12 protein-coding genes are annotated in these 19,436 nt (G+C 70.5%); 7 read left to right on the top strand and 5 right to left on the bottom strand.

Annotation, left to right across the window (positions count from 1 at the left end):
- Positions 1–109 precede the first annotated feature (109 nt).
- The 7 genes from BCR15_RS11155 (at position 110) to BCR15_RS11125 (ending at position 11,627) form a co-directional block, all read left to right on the top strand.
- The gene (locus BCR15_RS11155; RefSeq protein ID WP_068752289.1) at positions 110–1,501 is read left to right on the top strand and encodes an FGGY family carbohydrate kinase; all 1,392 of its coding nucleotides are present in this window, start codon (positions 110–112) and stop codon (positions 1,499–1,501) included.
- Positions 1,502–1,559: 58 nt separating this feature from the next.
- Positions 1,560–3,077 (top strand): apiosidase-like domain-containing protein, encoded by a 1,518-nt coding sequence (locus tag BCR15_RS11150; protein ID WP_068752288.1) that lies wholly within the window; start codon positions 1,560–1,562, stop codon positions 3,075–3,077.
- Positions 3,078–3,094: 17 nt separating this feature from the next.
- Positions 3,095–6,049, top strand: a complete 2,955-nt coding sequence (locus BCR15_RS11145; RefSeq protein ID WP_068752287.1) for a glycoside hydrolase family 2 TIM barrel-domain containing protein — start codon at positions 3,095–3,097, stop codon at positions 6,047–6,049.
- Positions 6,050–6,195: 146 nt separating this feature from the next.
- Entirely contained in the window at positions 6,196–7,572 is a 1,377-nt protein-coding gene (locus BCR15_RS11140; protein WP_068752286.1) for an ABC transporter substrate-binding protein, read from the top strand.
- Positions 7,573–7,655: 83 nt separating this feature from the next.
- Positions 7,656–8,537, top strand: coding sequence for a carbohydrate ABC transporter permease (locus BCR15_RS11135; RefSeq protein WP_068752285.1), 882 nt, complete (start codon positions 7,656–7,658; stop codon positions 8,535–8,537).
- Between the two features lies 1 nt (position 8,538).
- A complete protein-coding gene (locus BCR15_RS11130; protein WP_068752284.1) occupies positions 8,539–9,450 on the top strand; it encodes a carbohydrate ABC transporter permease in 912 nt (303 codons plus the stop codon).
- A gap of 728 nt (positions 9,451–10,178) precedes the next feature.
- On the top strand, positions 10,179–11,627 hold the full coding sequence (locus tag BCR15_RS11125) for an HNH endonuclease signature motif containing protein (protein ID WP_068752283.1): 1,449 nt from the start codon (positions 10,179–10,181) through the stop codon (positions 11,625–11,627).
- Between the two features lie 14 nt (positions 11,628–11,641).
- Here the strand turns inward: BCR15_RS11125 and BCR15_RS11120 are convergent, their stop codons facing one another.
- From BCR15_RS11120 to BCR15_RS11100, 5 genes are read right to left on the bottom strand one after another with little or no spacing between them, the layout of a single operon-like run.
- A complete protein-coding gene (locus tag BCR15_RS11120) occupies positions 11,642–14,242 on the bottom strand; it encodes an alpha-L-rhamnosidase (RefSeq protein WP_078919807.1) in 2,601 nt (866 codons plus the stop codon).
- 11 nt (positions 14,243–14,253) lie between these two features.
- Positions 14,254–14,892, bottom strand: a complete 639-nt coding sequence (locus BCR15_RS11115) for an aspartate/glutamate racemase family protein (protein WP_197971712.1) — start codon at positions 14,890–14,892, stop codon at positions 14,254–14,256.
- 5 nt (positions 14,893–14,897) lie between these two features.
- A complete protein-coding gene (locus BCR15_RS11110) occupies positions 14,898–16,142 on the bottom strand; it encodes a four-carbon acid sugar kinase family protein (protein ID WP_068752281.1) in 1,245 nt (414 codons plus the stop codon).
- Positions 16,139–17,383 carry a ribulose-bisphosphate carboxylase large subunit family protein gene (locus tag BCR15_RS11105; protein WP_068752280.1) on the bottom strand — a complete coding sequence of 415 codons (1,245 nt, stop codon included), beginning with the start codon at positions 17,381–17,383 and terminating at the stop codon, positions 16,139–16,141. The genes BCR15_RS11110 and BCR15_RS11105 overlap by 4 nt, the downstream gene beginning before the upstream one ends.
- A 10-nt stretch (positions 17,384–17,393) precedes the next feature.
- Positions 17,394–19,370, bottom strand: a complete 1,977-nt coding sequence (locus BCR15_RS11100) for a glycoside hydrolase family 127 protein (protein WP_068752279.1) — start codon at positions 19,368–19,370, stop codon at positions 17,394–17,396.
- Positions 19,371–19,436 lie beyond the last annotated feature (66 nt).

The raw sequence follows: 19,436 nt of genomic DNA, 5'->3' as shown, positions 1-19,436 counted from the left end.
CTCCGGTGGGCCGACCATGGCCGCCGAGACCCAGAGAGACCCAGATGTCGCACCACGATCCCGTTCGCTCCGACCGCACCGTTGCGCGCCTCAGCGTGGGGGTCACTCCATGATCCTCTCGGTTGACCAGGGGACGAGCAGCACCAAGGCGACGCTCTTCGACCAGTCAGGGACGGCGGTTACGTCCGCGACGGTGCCACTCGGGCAGGCCCACCCCCGACCCGGTTGGGTCGAGCAGGACGCCGGCGAGATCCTGGCCGGCGTGCGCAGCGTCGTCGACCAGATCGCCGCGGCGCATCCCGTCGACGCCGTCGCCCTCAGCACGCAGCGCGAGTCCGCGGTGGTCTGGGACCGCGCCACCGGCGAGCCGGTCGGGCCCATGCTCGGCTGGCAGGACCGCCGCACCGCGCAGCGCGTCGCAGACCTCACGGAGCACGCCGACCGCGTGCGGGCCATCAGCGGCCTCCCGCTGGACCCCATGTTCTCGGCACTGAAACTGCAGTGGCTCCTCGATGACGTGGACCCGGACCGCAGCCGCTCCCGGGCCGGCGAGCTGGCTGTCGGCACCGTCGACTCCTGGCTCGTGACGCGCCTGACGGGGGAGCACCGGATCGAGGCGGGGAACGCGTCTCGGACTCAGCTGCTCGATCTCGCCACCGGGGAGTGGAGCGAGGAGCTCTGCGAGCTGTTCCACATCCCCGCCGCGGTACTGCCACGGGTCGCGGCCTCCGACGAGCCGACGGGGGAGGTGGCCGGACTGCCGGGCCGGCGCGTCCACGCCGTCCTCGGTGACTCGCACGCCGCGCTCTACGGCCACGGTGTCCGGGGCCCTGGTGCGCTGAAGGCGACCTATGGCACGGGCTCGTCCGTGATGGGCCTCGTTGACGACGCAGCGGGCGTCCCGGACGGCCTCGTCGGTACCGTCGCCTGGCGCTTGGGGGCGCGCCTCGTCGTCGGCATCGAGGGCAACATCCTGGCCAGCGGCGCGACCGTGGCCTGGCTGTCGCGCCTGGTGGGGCGCAGCGTCGAAGAGCTGACGGCACTCGCGCGCACCGCCCCCGAGGATCATGGCGTGGTCCTCGTGCCGGCCGTGGCGGGGCTGGGCGCCCCGCACTGGGATCCCGCTGCTCGTGCGATCCTCGTGGGCTTCGACCTGGGCACGGATCCCGGGATCCTGGCCCGGGCGGCGATGGAGGCCATCGCCCACCAGATCACCGATGTCGTGGATGCCGCCGAGGCCGCGGCTCCCGTGCAGGCGATCCTGGCCGACGGCGCCCCCGCGGCCGACGACTTCCTCATGCAGCTGCAGGCCGACCTCGGCGGGCGCAGCGTGCGGCGGCCCCGCTACTCCAGGCTCTCGGCCCGCGGAGCCGCGCAGCTGGCCGCCGACACCCTCGGGGGAGGATTCGCCCCCGTCGAGTCCGACACGTTCACGCCCCGTCACGACAACGCCGAGGCCCGCTCGCAGTGGGCCTCGGCGCTCGCCCTCACCCATGGCTAGGCGGGTCAGCGGCAGCCAGGCAGGGCCTGACCGCGGCGGCCCCAGCTGGGGCTGATCCGTGCGTCCCGTCTGCCACCGCCCCGCGGAGCTCGCGTTCGCGGCCCCCCCGGTCCCGCCCGCACCGGGCCGCGACCCGCTCGTCGTCGATTTCACCCACGAGGGTGACGGCGGCCACCTCCGCGTGCCCGGCTTCTGGGACGGCCGCGACCGTTACCGGGTGCGGTTCTCCGCACCAGTCGCCGGCAGGTGGAACTGGCGGACCCACAGCGACCTGCCGGCACTCCACGGACATGCCGGCGTCGTCGATGTCGGCGCGGCCCCCGAGGGTGAGCACGGGCCGGTGCGCGTCGCTGGCGGCTTCCACTTCGCGCACGCCGACGGGACCCCCTTCCGCCCCGTCGGCGCCACCGTCTACAACTGGCTCCACCAACCCGAGGATCTCCACCGCCAGACGGTGGAGGTCATCGCCGACGCCGGTTTCACCAAGCTGCGCTTCATGGTGTTCCCCCAGGCCGGTGACCACGTCGAGCACCACCCTGAGCTCCTGCCGTTCGAGCACGGTCCAGGCGGCTGGGACCCCGCCCGGCCCGTGCCGGAGTTCTTCGAACGGCTCGACAGCTCGGTGGAGCTCCTGGGTTCCCGGGGCATCCAGGCGGAGGTGCTCCTGCTCAGCACCTACGACGGCGGCCACTTCGGCCTGGACACGCTGACCGAGGAGCAGGACGCCACCTACCTTCGCTATGTCGTCGCCCGGCTGGCGGCCCACCCCGGTGTCTGGTGGTCGCTGGCCAACGAGTACGACATCCTCGCGGCGACCCGCCCCGACGACCGCTGGACCAGGGCGGGGAACCTGGTCGCCGCCTCTGACCCGTACGGGCACCCGCGCTCCATCCACAACTGGCTGCGTCTCTACGACCACAACCAGTCCTGGGTCACCCACGCATCGGTCCAGATCGGACAGGCCGCCCAGGACTTCGGCCGCGCCTCCCTCCTCCGCGACGCCTACTCCAAGCCGGTGGTCCTCGACGAGATCTGTTACGAGGGAGACCTCGACCTGCGCTGGGGGAACCTGGCGGCCGAGGAACTCGTCCACCGATTCTGGATCGCGACGGTGTCGGGCTGCTACGCCTCCCACGGCGAGAGCTTCCTGCTCGACGACGGCAGCCTCCACATCGTCCGTGGTGGCCCCTTCCACGGGGAGTCGCCGTCGCGCTTGGGGTTCCTCCGCCGGATCCTCGACGAGGTGCCCACCCCAGGCCTCGACCCCATCGACCCTTGGTGGGACGGCACGTTCGTCGCGGGCATCCCCACCCGCCACTACCTGCAGTACCTGGGCCGCTCGGCGCCCGACGCGTGGACGTTCCGGCTGCCGCAGGGCCATCGCGGTGATCGACTCGCCCCCGGCCAGCGCTACGAGGTTGACATCATCGACACCTGGGACATGACGGTCACGACGGTGGAGCGCGAATTCGAGCTCGCCGAGGTGCGCCGCAACGAGGCCACCGCCGGCGACGGCGAACCTGTGGCACTGCCCCCCGGCCGGCCGATCGCACTGCGGATCCGCCGGCTCGACTGATCGCGCGAGGAGGCGCCATGACCGAGGACAACGACCGCTATTGGGAGAGCCTGGCCCCAGGGGCGGGCCGACGAGCCCCACGCGCCGACGCGCGGACCGATGCCCGGACGCTGTCCCTCAACGGCACCTGGCGGTTCCGCCTCTGCGCCGACGCCCGAGGCACCGGCTCGGCCTTCCTCGCCCACGGTTTCGACGACACCGCATGGGACGAGATCGCGGTGCCGTCCCACTGGGTCTTGGAGCGGGTGACCACACCCGGCGCCGCAGGTCCCGCCTCTCTGCGGGGCACCGCCGACGGCCCGCTCTACACCAACACCGCCTTCCCCGTCCCCATCGACCCGCCCCGCGTGCCGACCGAGAACCCGACCGGCGACTACCGGCTGGTCTTCGACGCGCCCGACGACTGGGGCCGCTCCGTCCTGCGCTTTCAGGGCGTCGACTCCGCCGCGAAGGTTTGGCTCAACGGGGAGGAGCTCGGCTGGTCCACCGGCAGTCGGCTGCCCGTCGAGTTCGACGCTCCCGTCCGTCCGGGGCGCAACGTGCTCGCTGTCCGCGTGCACCGCTGGTCGGCCGGGACGTACCTGGAGGACCAGGACATGTGGTGGCTCCCCGGCATCTTCCGAGACGTCGAGGTGATCGAGCGGCCCGACGGCGCCGTCGACGACCACCACGTACATGCCGACTACGACCCCGCCACCGGGATGGGCACTCTGCGGGTCGACGCGGACGTTCCCGGCCTCGTCGAGATCCCCGAACTCGGTCTGCGGCTGGAGGCAGGGGAGGAGGCACGAATCGCGGTGGAGCCGTGGAGCGCCGAGACTCCCCGGCTGTACCGCGGCACGCTCACCAGCCGTGGGGAATCCATCGTGCTCGCGGTCGGCTTCCGCCGTGTGGAGATCCAGGGGGGCGTCCTCGAGGTCAACGGGGCGCCCGTCTTCTTCCGCGGCGTGAACCGCCACGAGCACCACTGGGACACCGGCCGGACCCTCGACCGGGAGACGATGGTGGCCGACGTCGTCGCCATGAAGCGGCACAACATCAACGCCGTCCGGACCAGCCACTACCCGCCGCACCCGGAGTTCCTGCGCCTCTGTGACGAGTACGGGCTGTGGGTGGTCGAGGAATGCGACCTCGAAACCCACGGCTTCATCTACGCCGGCTGGGACGGCAACCCCGCGTCCGATCCGCGCTGGGCAGCCGCGATGCTCGATCGGGTGCGTCGCATGGTGGAGCGCGACAAGAACCGGCCCTCGGTGGTGGTGTGGTCGTTGGCCAACGAGTCGTGGGTGGGCGACAACTTCGCCACGCTGGAGGAGTGGGTCCGGAGGCGTGACCCGTCACGCCCGATCCTGTACGAACGCGACCCCAGCTACCGCAACTCCGACTTCTACTCGCTCATGTATCCCGACCTCGAGCGGCTGGACGCGATCGGGAGGCGCGAGGAGGACCGGCCAGAGGGAATCGACGACTCCGCCGACGCCCGGCGGCGCGGGCTGCCGTTCCTCCTGGTCGAGTACGCGCACGCGATGGGCAACGGGCCGGGCTCCCTCGCCGACTACCACGCGGTGATGCGGAACCACGAGCGCATCTGCGGCGGCTTCGTGTGGGAGTGGATCGACCACGGCTTCCGGCAGGTGGACGCCGCGGACCGGGAGTTCGTCATGCACGGCGGAGACGTCGACTACCGACCGAACGGGGGCCGGTACTGCCTCGACGGACTGCTCTTCGCGGATCGGACGCCCAGCCCGGCCCTCGCCGAGTTGGCCGCCGTCCTCCAACCGCTGGAGTTCGAGCACGGCGCCATGGGTCTCACGGTCCGCAACGCCCGCGACCACGCCGACACCGCGGATCTGAGCCTGCGGTGGCGACTCGAGCTCGACGGCCGGACCCTCGACACCGGCTCGTTGGACCTGCCCGTCCTCGGCCCCCGCGACGAAGCGGTCCTGCCTCTCCCGACCTCGGCGGGCGAGGACCCCGGCGAATGGTGGGTGACGGTCGAGGCCGTGCTCCGCGACGGGGCCCTCTGGGCTCCCGCCGGGCACGTCGTCGCCCGCCACCAGGTGCTGCTGGCCGACGTCCCGCGCCGGCAGCGGTCATCCCGCGTGCTGCCCCCGTCGGTCCCGCTCAGCGGCGGGGACATCGAGCTGGGACCCGGCCGGTTCGATTCCGCGACAGGGAGGCTGATCTCGCTCGGCGGCATCCCCGTGGACGGCCCACTGCTCGACCTCTACCGGGCCCCGACGGAGAACGACCGCGGCCAGGGCGGACGGAACAACCTTGCCGCGGTCTGGTCGGCCGTCGGCCTCGACCGCATGCTCCACCGCACCGACGCCGTCGAGGTCGCCGGCGACGCCCTGGTCGTGCGCTCACGGGTGGCGGCGGCCACCCACCCTCACGCCGCCGGCGTGCAGTACCGGTGGTCCGCCGATGACGACGCGCTGCGGCTCGACGTGACCGTCGACTTCCTGGGTCCGTGGACCGATACTCCGTATCAGCAACGCGACATCGCCGTGCCCAGGCTTGGCCTCCGCCTCGGGCTGCCGGGGGATTACGGCGGCCTGGCCTGGTTCGGCCGCGGGCCGGATGAGAGCTACCGGGACTCGCGCTCGGCCGCCCTCGTCGGCCGGTACGAGGCAGCGATCGACGACCTGCAGGTCGGTTATCCCGTCCCGCAGGAGAACGGCAATCACATGGACACCCGCTGGCTGGAGATCACCGGCGCGCCCGGCCTTCCGCGCCTCCGGGTCGAAGGCCTGCCCCGGTTCGACTTCACCGCTCGCCGCTGGACCAGCGAGGACCTGGAAAGGGCCAGGCATCCGCATGACCTCCGCGATACCGGTCGGGTGTGGGTGAACCTCGACCATGCCCAGGCCGGACTGGGATCAGCCTCCGTCGGCCCCGCTCTGCCGGAGCGCTACCGGATCCCGCGGCGCCGGACCGCATGGTCGCTGCGATTCGTTACCACATTGTGACTATTGCGCCACGTATGCATGGCTATGCAAACGGGTGTTGCCGTGCTAGGCTCGCCGTGTAAGTGCATAGATCGTCAATAGTGATTGATTAGGCACCTGCATCGAGAGGCTCACCACACCAGCCGCCCGTGTCAAGGAGGACGCACATGACCATTCTCGGTACCCGCCTCAGCAAGTGGGCCGTCGTCGCCATCGCCGCGACGATCCCGCTCAGCGCCTGCGGCGGCCAGCAGGCCACCGATCCGGAGCCGACGGCGTCCGGCGCCACCAGCAGCTCGGCATCGGCCCCGGCAGAAGGCGGCTCGTCCGCCACCGGCACCGATCCGGAGACCTTCTCCGTCCAGACCGCCAACGAGAACCCGGCCCTTCGCGAACAGCTCGACGCGCTCGCCGCAGACCAGTGCAAGGCCGAGAACGACGCGCTGCCGCTCGAGCACCTCACGGTCGCCCAGGCCGACACCGTGCAGAAGGTCACGCTCCTGGCCAGCCAGGACGCGCTGCCCGCCCACACCATCGCCGGCACCGCCATGGTCCGCCCCGACGGCGACCTCGGCGCGGGTGGCCTCATCGTCAACCTCGAAGAGTCCATGGGCGCGACCGGCGCGCTCGACCACGTGCTCCCCGCCGTCGTCTCTACCGAGAACAACGTGTACGGCGGCCTCGTGTCGATGCCGTACCAGTACAACATCGAGGGCATCTGGTACAACAAGCAGATCTTCGCCGACAACGGCATCGAGGAGCCCGCGACGTGGGACGACCTCATGGCTGCGGGGGAGGCCCTCAAGGCCGCCGGCGTGACCCCGATGACCCAGGCCGGGGCTGCCGGCTGGCCGCTCACCCGACTCATGGGCATGTATATCGTTCGCAACGCCGGGCCCGACGCGATGGTCAAGGTCCGCGACGGCCAGGCCAAGCTGACCGACCCGGAGTACGTCGCCGGTGCCCAGGCGCTCGCAGACCTCGCGTCGGCCGGGTACCTCGGTGAGGGCTTCTCCACGCGTGACATGGACCAGTCGCAGAACCTCTTCCTCACCGGCGAGGCCGCCATGACCTACGACGGCAGCTGGTTCCTCGGCGCCGTCAACGACCCCGACCGCAACACCGTCGGCGCCGAGAATGTGGGCTTCATGCCGTTCCCCGCGGTCGACGGCGGCGCCGGGTCCATTGACCACTACCCGGCCAACGCCGGCGCGCCGATGGTGTTCTCCTCGAAGGCCTACGGCCCGAAGGTCGACGCCTGGGTCAGCTGCATCGCCGAGAACTACGGCCAGCAGGCCATGCAATCCGCGGGCATCATCTCGGGCTTCAAGGTCAACGGCGAGGTCACCGACGTGTCGCCGAACACCCTGGAGATCCAGGAGCGGATCGAGGGCATCGAGGAGACGGTCCTCTGGTTCGAGGCGCTGTTCGATCCCAAGAGCAACTCGCTCGCCTCCAGCAACGTCACCCTGCTCGCCACCGGCCAGATGTCCGCGGAGGACTACATGAAGGCCCTCCAGGACAGCATCGACGCCAACCGCTGACCGCACCGAGGTGAGGGGCCCGGACCGGCCGACGCCGCCGGGCCCCTCGCATCGCGCCCACCGATTCCCGTCTGGAGCGACGCATGAACTCGATCTTCGGAGATCGCAAGACGATCTTCATCCTGCTGGGCCCCGCCCTGCTGCTCTACACCGGGCTCAAGATCGTGCCCGTCCTCTGGTCCTTCGGGTTGTCCTTCTTCGAAGGCAACACGCTGCGGGGCTTCGAGTTCGTCGGCTGGGACAACTTCGCCGCGTTCTTCGCGGACCCTGCCGCGATCCAGTCGGTCAAGGTCAGCGTCGGCTTCGCCGTCGTCGCGACGATCGGACAGGTGACGCTGGGCTACCTGCTGGCGCTGTTGTACGTCTTCGGGCTGCGCCGCGGCTCGTCGCTGGTGCGCACCATCGTGTTCTTCCCGGCCATCCTGCCCACCGTCGCGATCGCCCTGCTGTTCAAGAGCTTCGTCGCCGTCGGCCAGAATCAGGGCCCGGTCAATGACATCATCAACTTCTTCGGCGGCGAGAGCGTGGAGGTGCTCGCCTCCACGAGCGGCACGATGATCACCGCCATCGCCATGACGTTGTGGACGTCGATGGGCTTCTACGCCATCCTGCTCTACGCCGGCCTTCTCGACATCCCCGACGAGGTGCTCGAGTCCGCGCGCATCGACGGCGCCAACGGCTGGCAGCTGGTGCGCTACATCGTGCTGCCGCTGTCGCTGCCGATCCTCATGTCGTCGATCATCTTCAGCCTCAACGCCACCCTCAAGGTCTTCGACAGCCTTCTGGCCCTCAACAACGGCGGCCCCGGCACCTCGACCGCACCGCTGACCCTGTACATGTACCGCACCGCGTTCGAGTACGCCGAGTACGGCTACGGATCGACCATCGCGCTCGTGCTCACCATGCTCAGCCTGGTGTTCACGCTGGCCATCTTCAAGTCGTCGCGCAAGCGCGTGGAGGAGTGACATGACCATCTCGACCCCCGTGCAGCCCGGCGCCGCACCGGCCCCAGCCCTCCCGCGCCGTCGCTCCCCGATGCAACGCGCCGCCCGGCGCGCCCTGCGCCGGCTCCCGATCTGGATCGGCGTGACGATCCTCATGATCGTCGTCCTCTACCCACAGGTCTGGATGATCCTCGGGTCGTTCAAGAGCCAGGCGGAGTTCCTCTCCAACCCGGCGCTCTCCCTCCCCGAGACCTGGCGCTTCGACAACTACGTCACCGCACTCACCAACGGCAACGTCGGCCGCAACTACCTCAACAGCATCATCGTCACGATCCCCTCGGTCATCCTCATCGTCCTCATCGGCGTCGCGGCCGGCTACGCGCTCGAGGTGATGATCTGGAAGGGCCGGGGCGGGGTTCTGCTCTACGTGCTGGCCGGGATCATGGTGCCTGGTCAGATGATCCTGGTTCCCCTGTTCATCGCGTACTTCAAGATCGGCATCACCGACACCCTGCTGCCCCTCATCATCACCTACACCGTGATGGGGCTGCCGCTGACCACGTTCCTCATGGCGACGTACTTCCGGTCCGTGCCCCGGACGATCTTCGAAGCCGCGACCGTCGACGGGTCCGGGCCGCTCAGGTCCTTCTTCGTCATCGGCCTGCCCATGATGAAGAACGCCATCGTCACGATCGGCCTGGTGCAGTTCTTCTCGGTGTGGAACGACCTGCTCATCGCACTGACCTTCACGACGCGCCCCGCGATGGCGACGATCCAGGTCGGTCTGTTGAGCCTCGGTGACGAGTACGGCTCCACGCAGTACGGGCCGCTGTTCGCCGCGGTGAGCATCAACATCATCGTGCTGCTCATCGTCTTCATCGGCTTGAACAAGAAGATCATGGCGGGCATGGCGGCCGGCTCTGTCAAGGGCTGATCCTTCGCGCGCTGTCTCGATGTGTGGAGACCCTGCCTGCCTCGTTCGCTGAGGTCGCGCCTGTCCATTCGCTGAGGTCGCGCCCGACGGCGGAGCCGTCCGGGCGAGTCTCGAAGCCGACGCCACCCCGTTCACTGAGGTCGCGCCCGACGGCGGAGCCGTCCGGGTGAGTCTCGAAGCCGACGCCAACCCCGTTCGCTGAGGTCGCGCCCGACGGCGAAGCCGTCCGGGCGAGTCTCGAAGCCGACGCCGTTGGCGTCGATCCCTTGACCCCATCCGCTGAAGGTGTGGGGAGACGTGACCCGACGCTCGGGCGGCCCTTGTGGACGGGTGGTCTGTTCAGGTGACCGACTGGCTGGGGTTGAGTAGCCGAGGCCGCCCGAGCGTCGGCTCCCGTCTCCCCACACTCGTTCTAGCGGTGGCGTGGCCGGGTCCGGGTGCGTGCCGGTGGGGCGGCCCTTGGGTCGGGTCTGCCCAAGCGGGACGCCAGTGAAGTGATCCTCGGGTTGGGCATCACTGCGCGCAGCCGCCCCCCCGTCCCACCCCCTCGCGGACCACGCACGCTGAGGTCGCGACCACCCGTTCGCTGAGGTCGCGCCTGCACCGTTCGCTGAGGTCGCGCCCGACGGCGGAGCCGTCCGGGCGAGTCTCGAAGCCGACGCCGCAGGCGTCGATCTTCCGGCCTTGGAAATCCGAAATTGTCAGTGGCCTCCGCAAGAATAGTTCACATGAGTGATTCGATGCGCGAGCAGATGCAGCGATCCATCGCTGCACTGTGGGATGCCGCGCTGTCACTCACCACCGAGGACACCCCCGCAGACCGCCTCTCCGGCCTCGTCGCCGCGGTCACGGAAGCCGAGGCGCAACTGGCCGGTCTACGCCTCCACCTGCTGCATGAGGCGAAGCTGGCCGGGGCGGAGGCCGTGATCGACGGGGTGCGGCAGTCGGTGCGCACCACCCCCGCGCAGGCCACCGCATCGTTGCGGCTCTCGCAGGACCTGTGCGACCGCTTCCCGCTGATCGGCGCCGCCTTGAACGACGGCTCGATCTCGCTGCCCCAGGCCGACGCCATCGTCACCGGCCTACGCAAACTCCCCGGGCGATTGACCCGCGCGGAGCTGACCCTCTGTGAGCAGGAGATCCTCGCCCACGTCGACACCCTCGGCCCGTTCGAGCTGCGGGTCCTCGCCGCACGGCTGGCGGAGATCATCGACCCCGATCAGGCCCACGCCGACGATGGAAAGCGTCTCGCCCGGGAGGAAGCCGCAGCTCATCGGGGTCGCTTCCTGCGCCTGACGCCGGACTACCACGGATCGATGCGCATCACCGGACAACTCCCCGTTGCCGACGCAGCCCTCCTCAGCGCGCAACTGGATGCCTTGATGCCCGACGCCTCCACCTACACCGCCACCGGCGAAGCCCCGTCCCGCGACGCCAGGCGTGCCGACGCGCTGGTCCTGCTGACCCAGAAAGCCGCCAACACCGGAACGCTGCCCATCCATGGTGGGGATCGGCCGCAGGTGCACGTCACCCTCGACCTCGACACCCTCACCACCGGCCTGGGGAAGGTCGGGCTGATCGGTGTCAACGACGTCGACGGCCTGACCGCCGGCGAGGTGCGCCGACTCGCGTGCGACGCCGGGATCGTTCCCGTCGTGTTGGGCGGAGCGTCGCGGTTGTTGGATGTGGGCCGCACCTACCGCGCCTTCACTCCCGGCCTGCGGGCCGCTTTGATGCAGCGCGACGGGGGTTGCGCGTTCCCCGGCTGCACCGCCACCCCGGCGTGCTGCGAAGCACACCACATCGTCCCCTGGTGGCAAGGCGGGGACACCCAACTAGGAAACGGGGTCTTGCTCTGCCCGCACCACCACCGCCTGGTGGAGCCCGACCCGTTGCAGTCCGAGGCCTCGCAGTGGCAGGTGGATCTGGATCCGGTGACCGGCCTGCCGTGGTTCACCCCACCACGGCACATCGACCCGGCCAGACGACCACGGCAACACCGCCGCTTCCGACTCCAACAGATCCGCGCCGGGGCACCACCGGACCCAGACGGCGACCCGCCAGACACCGACCCCCCAGACGTCGACCCTCCGGACACGGAGTTGTCCGACGTTGGCCGGCCGGACCTGGACGACCTCATCCGCCGCTCCGCCGCGATCTGGACCTGCGACGGATAGGTCGGAGTCCGCTGTCAGGGCGTGGCGACCCTGGGGTGGTAGACGGTGAGGTGGTGCGTTCCAGGGCCGAGGGTGTCTCCGTCGGCGCCGTCGACGCGGGAGCCGGCGGTGAGCGGGAGGTCGAGGACGGCGGTCGATCCGACGGGGACCGTGAGGTCCAGATCCAGGGTGTCGCCGGACAGCCGCCACGCGATGGCAACCGGGCCGAACGCGGTCTCGATCGATGCCTCGGCCCATGTGATGGCCGCCGTAGGCCGCGGGGCCACGAGCACCGTGCGGTAGCCGGGTTCCGCGGGGGCCAGCCCGGCGAGGGTGCGGTACACCCAGTCGATCATCGCGCCGTAGGCGTAGTGGTTGAACGACAGCATCGAGCCGCCGTCGGCGATGTCCATGTCCCCGCCGTGGATGGAGCCGTCGGGGAGGATGGCGTCCCAACGCTCCCACACCGTCGTTGCACCGCGGTCGACCTGATAGAGCCACGACGGCGCCTCCCGCCGCAGGAGCATGCGATAGGCCTGGTCGACATATCCGGCGTTCGACAGGGCGAACAGCACCAGGGGGGTGCCGAGGAACCCCGTCTGGATGCGGCCGTCGGTGCGGTCCACGCCCTCGGCGAGGGCGGCCGCGACCACCTTCCGCTCGTCCTCAGGGCAGAGCCTGAACTCGAGTGCCAATGCCGCGCCGGTTTGGGTGCGGGCCGCCTCGGCGCCGTAGATCCGCCACGTCTCGGCGGCCACTGCATCAGCCAGAGCAGCCAGCTCTGCCGACCGCTCAGGGTCTCCCACGAGCGTCTCGGTGCGGGCAAGGACTCGGGTCGAGTGCACGTAGAACGCGTTCGCCACGTAGTCCGGAGATGTCTTGCCCTCCCATGGCCTGTCACCCGGGGCGTCGGGATCCAGCCAGTCTCCGTACTGGAACGGCTCGTGTGGGAGCAGCAGCCCGGTCCCGGCCCGACCGCGGAGGTGATCGACCCAGCGGCGCATGCTGGACAGCTGGCGGCGGAGAGCGAGGGGGTCGCCCGTGGCCTCATAACAGCTCCACGGCACGATCGTCGCCGCGTCAGCCCACCCGGCCCGGCCCATCGACTCGACGGGCCCGGCCCCGAACACCAGGTCATCCGGGCCGACGATGTTCGGCACGACAGAGGCGACGGCCCCGTCGTCGGCCTGGTCCAGCTCAACGTCGCGCAACCACGACAACCAGAACGCCTGGGCGTCCACCAGAGTGTTCGCCGTCGCCGCGAACGCCTGCGCGTCGCCGGTCCATCCCAGACGCTCATCGCGCTGCGGGCAGTCCGTCGGCACCGACAGGAAGTTCCCCCGCAACGACCACACGACGTTGCTGTGGAACCGGTTGAGTGCCTCGTGGCTGCAGGCGAAGGTCGACCTGGCCGGCAGGTCGCTGCTGATGGCGACAGCCGTCGCCGACAGCACAGTGCCCGTGGTGACGACGTCGGCGTACCGGAAGCCGTGGAAGGTGAAGGCGGGCTCCAGGACCTGGGGGCCACCGCTGAGGACGTAGGTGTCGGTGGCCCTGGCGGTACGGAGCGCGGCGGTGTGGAGGTCGCCCGACGGCTCAAGGACCTCAGCGTGCCGGATCGTGACCACGGTGCCGGGTTCACCGTCGACCTCCAGCCGCACCCAACCCGACAGGTTCTGGCCCGAGTCGAGAAGCAGGCGGTCAGCCCGCGTCTCGATGGACATGGGCAGCTCGGCGATTGTGCGGATCGGCGCCGAGCGGCGCGGCTCGAAAGTCGCCAGGTCGGCCTCCCACACGCTGCATGGTGTCCACGCGGAGTCGTCGAAGCCGACCTCGGCGAAACCAGCTGCCGCCAGACGCAGGTCGGTGTCGGTTCCGTCGTAGATACCGGCGCTGCGCACGGCCCCGAATCCGCCGCGCCAGGAGGCGTCACTCGCGACGATCCGGCGGCTCCCGTTGGCGAGCTCCAGCTCGAGTTGGACGACGACACCGAGATCGGAGCCGTAGAGGTCGGTCCGGCCGGTCCAACCGATGCGACCGCGGAACCAGCCGTCGGCCACAATGACGCTGATCGCGTTGCGGCCCTGTCGGATGAGGGCCGTCACGTCGTGGGTCGCGATGACGGTGCGGGCCTGGTGCGCGGTCCATCCGGGCGCGAGGTGCTCGTCGTCCGTGCGCAGGCCGTTGATGCGGCACTCGTGGACGCCGTGTCCGGAGATCCTCAGCAGCGCCCGCGTCACGGCAGCGGGCGCGTCGAACTCCGTGCGCAGGTGCGGCGCCGGCCCTCCCGTCTGTGAGGGGATCCCGACCAGGCGGGCCTCCAGCTCGGAGCCGAGCACGCCCGCCTCGATCCTGATCGGCGCCGACCACGGGCCCCATCCGTCGCGGTCACGGAGGCGGACCGAGTACTCGCGGACCTCCCTGACGCCCAAGGCCCCGCCCGGGGCGCGCACGCCGACGCCGCCAGGCCCCTCCTGGGCATCGGCCTCGACCCACCCGGCATCACCGATCCGCGTCCGGAGCTGGTGGGACGTCGCCTCCGTCGTGGCGCGCCAAGTGAGCGTCACCTCCTCCAGAGGGACGCCGAGGAGCCCGGCGGGGAACTGGCTGTGGAGCTGGCTGGCGACCGGAGGCATCGGGGGACCTTTCAGGAGAGGTGGGTGGCGAGCCGGGCAACGCCCAGTTCAGGGCTCGTCAGGACGGGGACGTGGACGCTCACCCGCTCCGCGGCGCCGGCCATGGATGCCTGAGCGAGCACGATGACGTCGGAGTCAGTTGCCGCCGCCGCGATTGCGTCCGACACCAGGGCGTCGTGCCGGTCCCGGTCGCCCTCGACGACGGCGTCAAACGCGCCCTTGACGAGGATCTCAGTGAGCGCCGGCTCGGCCCCGGCAAGCTCGGCCCGCTCGCGGATCAGGCGAACAGTGGGGGCGAGCGTGGTGCTGAGGGTCGCGATGACGACGATCCGCGAGCCGGTCGCCACCGCTCGGTCCGCCATGGCCTCGTCGATGCGGAGCACCGGGATCCCGGCTGTCTCCGACACCTCGCCTGCGAACCCGGAGATCGATGAACAGGTGAGCATCACGACGTCTGCACCGGCCTCCTTCGCGTCGGCCGCGAGGTGGGAGAGGCGCCCGGGGATGGACTCCGCGGCGGCCCCGCCGGCGGCGAGGTCGGCCACGATCCGGTCGTCGAGCAGGTTCAGCACCTCGACGCCGGGCAGGTAGCGAGTGGCGAGGGCGGCCGTCACGGGGATGACGACGGCGCCGGTGTGCAGGAAAGCCACGCGAGTCATGCGAGTTCCGATCTGTCGGGTGCGGTGAACGTACGGATGAACAGGTCGACGGGGCCGACCTGACCGCCCTTGAGGAGGATGCGGAGGCCGTCGGGCCAAGCTCCCGGTGCCGCGAGCCGCGACACCACGACGTTGCCCGTGATGTGCCGGTCGATCTCCAGGCTCTCGGCCTCCATGAGGCGAAGCATGCGGCTGGACGTGTCGCCCCCGCACACGATGACGGTCGGGTCGCGGTCGCCCCGGACGGTGCGGACGAGACCGGTGAAGATCTCTGCCAGCCGGGGCAGCAGGCCGACGACGTCGCCCGGGAGGTCCCGGGAGTGGACGATGGCGCACCCCCCGTGCAGATGACCGCGCGCCCAGGCCGTGACCGCCGTCGCGTCGGTGAGATCGTCGACGGTGAGTGCCCGCACCGGCCAACCGTCCGCGCGGGCCGCCTCGATCTGGAGGCCGGTCTGCGCAGACCGGCTGCCAGACACGACCAGCACTCCATCGCCCGCGGGACCCCCGAGGGGCAGCGCCGCCGCAGGTCCACCGAGGTGGAGCCCCACGGCGCGGCTGAGCCCGCCGGAGCCGATCGCGAACGTGCCCCGGCTCTCCAGAACCAGCTCCCCGGCCGCGGACAGGTGCTCGTCGGTGAGGGCGTCGAGGACCGTGAGACCCGCGGCGTCGGGCAGGGGAGTGCGGTGAGCGTAGGAGGGGAAGGCCATCGACCGCACGGGCAGGCGCGTCTGCCGCGCGAGGAAGACCCGCAGGTCCGCCTCGTCGACGGGAGTGCTGGGATGCGAGCTCATCGTGGGATGGCGGTCCAGGCGGTACACCTCGCCCCGGTCGACGGCGAAGTGCGTGGCGAAGGCGGTGTAGCGGCCGAAGTCAGGCTGCGCCAGCAGTACCGGGACGTCGCCCTGCCCGGTGGCCTCGCGTCCCAGCTCCGCGGCGTGTCCGAGGCTGCCGATGGTGGGCGAGGAGTCCGCAGTGGAGCAGGCCTTGTACTGCAGGAGGCGTGGCCGTAGGTCCTGCAGGGCCGTCAACGCCGGCATGACCTCTGCCCGCATGTCGGGGGTCGCCAGGGACCGGGCGATCCCCGCGACCCCGACGACGGCGCGGTCGCCGTGCTCCCGCACGGCCGCGGGATCGACGCGCAGCAGCAGCACGCCGCGCAGCCCGCAGCGCGCCAGCTGGAACAGCGCGTCGGTGGCGCCGGTGAAGTCGTCGGCGTAGAAGCCGACCGAGGTCGTCATCGCCCGAAGGTCTCGATCGCCCGGCTGAGCGCCGGGACCTTCGACGCCCGCTCCGCCAGCGGCTCGCCGTGCTCGGCCGCGTCCCACGCCTCACGCATGCTGGCGACACCGGCCGCGACGCCGTCGGGATGCCCATGGATGCCTCCGCCGGCCAGCGTGAGCAGGTCCGTCGTGCCGACGGCGGCGTACGTCTCGTGTGCCAGCCCGGCCCACTGCCCCGACGACAGCACGGGGACCACTCCGTATCCGCCCAGGAGCGGCTCCCGGACCGCGGCGATGGCGGCGAGAACCTCGTCGTCGGACTCGTAGAACTTGTTGTGCAGCCCGTTGGTGTGGAGGTGGTCGACGCCGACGAGCCGCGCGAGCTTCTGCCACGCGCGGAAGTGGATGCCCACCTGCGGCGACCGCGACACCGCGCCGAACATGGCGCGATGCCCGTGGATCGGCAGCTGGCTGTGCCGGCGTAGCCAGTCGACGCCCGCCAGGCCGACCATGTTGATGCAGGCCATCACGCAGGTGCCGCCGGCCTCGAGGACGAGGTCGTGGTTGCGGCGCATGATGTCGAGGTCGTCGGTGATGTTGAATGCGTACAACGGCATCCGGCCGGTCCGGTCGGCGTGGGCCTTGAGAACAGGCATGACGGCCGCGACCCGGTCCCGCAGCGGAGAGTGGGGCCCGTTGGCCTGCAGTTCGTCGTCCTTGATGAAGTCGATGCCGGCCTCCACGAGCTCGGCCACCACCTCGGCCAGCTCCTCGGGGCTGAGCCCGATGCTGGGTTTAACGATCGTGCCGATCATGACGCCGGTGTCGCGGCCCATGAGGCGCCTCGTCCCTTCGAGCCCGAACGCAGGGCCGGGATAGCGGTCGGCGAACGGCCGGGGAAGGTCGAGGTCCATCAGCTTGATCGAGGCGAAGTCGCGCATCTCGAAGAGGTTGCCCGCGACGGCGGCCTGGAGGTTGGGGATGGAGGGGCCGAAGTTGTCCAGCGGGAACGCCAAGCGCACGAGGCCGCCGCGGATGGCCGCCGGGTCGCCCGTGGCGCCCGGCAGCGGCTGACGACCGCTCGGTTCGCGTTCCTCGATCGACACCACCTGCGCGGCGAACCGGGCGCGAAGCTCGTCGGTTTCCCGGGCGACGCGGATGAACGTGCCGGTGGACTGCTCGCCCGCCATCTGCTCGGCGGCCCGCTGCAGGGGAAGGGCTGACTCGACCCAGTAGGTCGCGATCACCGTGTCGGTCATGGGACTCTCCTCACCAGTGCAGCGGCAGCCACACGGTCATCTCGGACGGGCCGCGGTTGGCCCAGGCGTGGTAGGGGATGAACGAGGCCGCCACCGACGTCGGATCGGTGTCCGGCAGATCTGCGTAGAGCTCGTCCTGTGCCGGGCGCCGCAAGACGTCGGCGTCGAGGGCGACGACGTCGGTGCCGGCGATGGTCACGCGCCGCTCGGTGAACGCGGCACGCCGGGGGAGGAGGACCTCCGCGGGGCGGGCGCCGCCCTCAAGGTCGTGATGCTCGAGGCAGTAGACGACGGGGCCGCGCTGCAGGGCGACCTGGTTGGTGGCCTCTTCGACGAGGTGGTGCGCTGCCAACCGCCGGACCCGCATCGGCAGGTCGAGCTCGATGGTGTCGCCCACCTGCCACCGCCTGGTCAGCCGGGCGTAGGTGCCGGGCTCGGCCGGGGCGTCCTCGCCCACCACCGTGAGGGTCGCGCCGGTGGCCCAGCCCGGGATTCGCACTCCGATCGAGGCGTCCCCGTCGGGGGCGTCGGTGACCACGACGACCACCCGGCCGTCCCGGGGGTAATCAGTGTGCTGCTCGATCCCGAGCCTGCCCCATGAGGTGTCGGTCGAGACGGTGCCGGCGGCGAACTGATGGACGAGCAGTCCGTCCGGGGTGGCCGACCAGCACAGCTCGGGGAGCCGGGCCAGGGTGCGTGCGATGTTGGGTGGGCAGCAGAAGCAGCTCAGGTAGCGCTGTCGCAGTCGCTCGTCCGACGGCGGTGGAGCGGGCACGGGGTCCAGAGCCGTGTCGCCGGCGCGGCGCAGCGGGTAGGGCAGGCCACGGACCTGGCGCAGGGGGTTGGTGTAGAAGTAGCTGGCCCCGTCGAGCCCGATACTGGCGAGCAGCGTGTTGTTGACGGCGACGTCGATGGCGTCGGCGAACCGGGCGTCGCCCGTGCGCAGCAGCATCCGCCACGCCCAGAGGATGTTGCCGATGGTGGCGCAGGTCTCGTTGTGTGCGGTGGTCTGCGGCAATTGGTAGGGGCGGCCGTAGGACTGATGGACCTTGGTGATCTGGTCCTGCCACGGGAAGCCGTCGGGCGATGCGCCGTCGTACAACGCGCCGTGCCCGCCGGTGAGGTAGACCTTCGAGGTCGCCACGTCCGTCCACAGGCGGTCCAGACGGGCGGCCAGCTCCGGGTCGTCGTCCTCGAGAAGCAGGTCGGCGAGCCCGGCGTAGAGGTAGTTGGCGCGCACGGCGTGGCCGACGACGGCCTCGGTCTCGGTGAGCGGGATCCGGTCCTGGTTGTCGTCGCCGCCCAGCCCGGTCGCGGGAACCAGCTCACGGAGCCGGATGAGATCGTGCGCGAGCTGGCGGTATCGGGGGTCCCCGGTAGTCCGGAACAGTTCGACCGTGCCCATGTAGTGGGAGGGGCAGATCGCGGAGCGGGCGATGACCTCGGGGGTGTTCTCGACCAGGGAGATGAGGAATCCGGCCGCGTTCTCGGCGAGGCTCAGCATGGTCGTCTTGCCCGTGGTCCGGTGGTGCAGACAGCCCGCAGTCATGAGGTGCCCGAGGTTGTACGTCTCGAAGCTCAGCCGGTCCGCCAGGGTGCCGTCCGTCCCGGCGAGCCGCTGCTGGATCTGGGTGGGAGTGTGGACGTAGCCGTCGGCGCGCTGCACTTCCCCGATCAAGGCGATGATCTCGTCGAGGGTCGCCTCCAGCGCGGGGTCAGGGCGGTGCGCCAGCGTCGCGATGGCGGCCTCCATCCACTTGTACAGGTCGCCGTCGAGGAACGGTGGGCCGACGTGGTCTCCGTCGGCGCGGCCGGCTGCGACGCGGAAGTTCTCGACGGCGCCGCTGAGGTCGGCGTCGAGGAGGTCGTCGCGCATGGTGGGCACCGTCACCGCGTGTGTGCGGCTCCAGGTGTCCCCCCACAGTCCGGTGGTCAGATGGGCGTCCCGCAGATCCAGAGGGGTTGAGGGAAGGGCATGGTGCGTCATCGGTGAAGACCTCCTCGGATTATCTAACCATAACCGAATGCTTATGCGGAATCCTCGTCGTGAGTC

Origin of the sequence: Tessaracoccus lapidicaptus, from assembly GCF_001693815.1 — a bacterium.
Taxonomy (GTDB): domain Bacteria; phylum Actinomycetota; class Actinomycetes; order Propionibacteriales; family Propionibacteriaceae; genus Arachnia; species Arachnia lapidicapta.
This window is presented reverse-complemented; position numbering and strand designations above follow the sequence as displayed.

Excerpts from the sequence above, each read along its gene's own strand:
- BCR15_RS11155 (WP_068752289.1), top strand. The coding sequence starts at position 110 with ATGATCCTCTCGGTTGACCAGGGGACGAGCAGCACCAAGGCGACGCTC.
- BCR15_RS11145 (WP_068752287.1), top strand. The coding sequence starts at position 3,095 with ATGACCGAGGACAACGACCGCTATTGGGAGAGCCTGGCCCCAGGGGCG.
- BCR15_RS11140 (WP_068752286.1), top strand. The coding sequence starts at position 6,196 with ATGACCATTCTCGGTACCCGCCTCAGCAAGTGGGCCGTCGTCGCCATC.
- BCR15_RS11135 (WP_068752285.1), top strand. The coding sequence starts at position 7,656 with ATGAACTCGATCTTCGGAGATCGCAAGACGATCTTCATCCTGCTGGGC.
- BCR15_RS11130 (WP_068752284.1), top strand. The coding sequence starts at position 8,539 with ATGACCATCTCGACCCCCGTGCAGCCCGGCGCCGCACCGGCCCCAGCC.
- BCR15_RS11125 (WP_068752283.1), top strand. The coding sequence starts at position 10,179 with ATGAGTGATTCGATGCGCGAGCAGATGCAGCGATCCATCGCTGCACTG.
- BCR15_RS11120 (WP_078919807.1), bottom strand. The coding sequence starts at position 14,242 with ATGCCTCCGGTCGCCAGCCAGCTCCACAGCCAGTTCCCCGCCGGGCTC.
- BCR15_RS11110 (WP_068752281.1), bottom strand. The coding sequence starts at position 16,142 with ATGACGACCTCGGTCGGCTTCTACGCCGACGACTTCACCGGCGCCACC.
- BCR15_RS11105 (WP_068752280.1), bottom strand. The coding sequence starts at position 17,383 with ATGACCGACACGGTGATCGCGACCTACTGGGTCGAGTCAGCCCTTCCC.
- BCR15_RS11100 (WP_068752279.1), bottom strand. The coding sequence starts at position 19,370 with ATGACGCACCATGCCCTTCCCTCAACCCCTCTGGATCTGCGGGACGCC.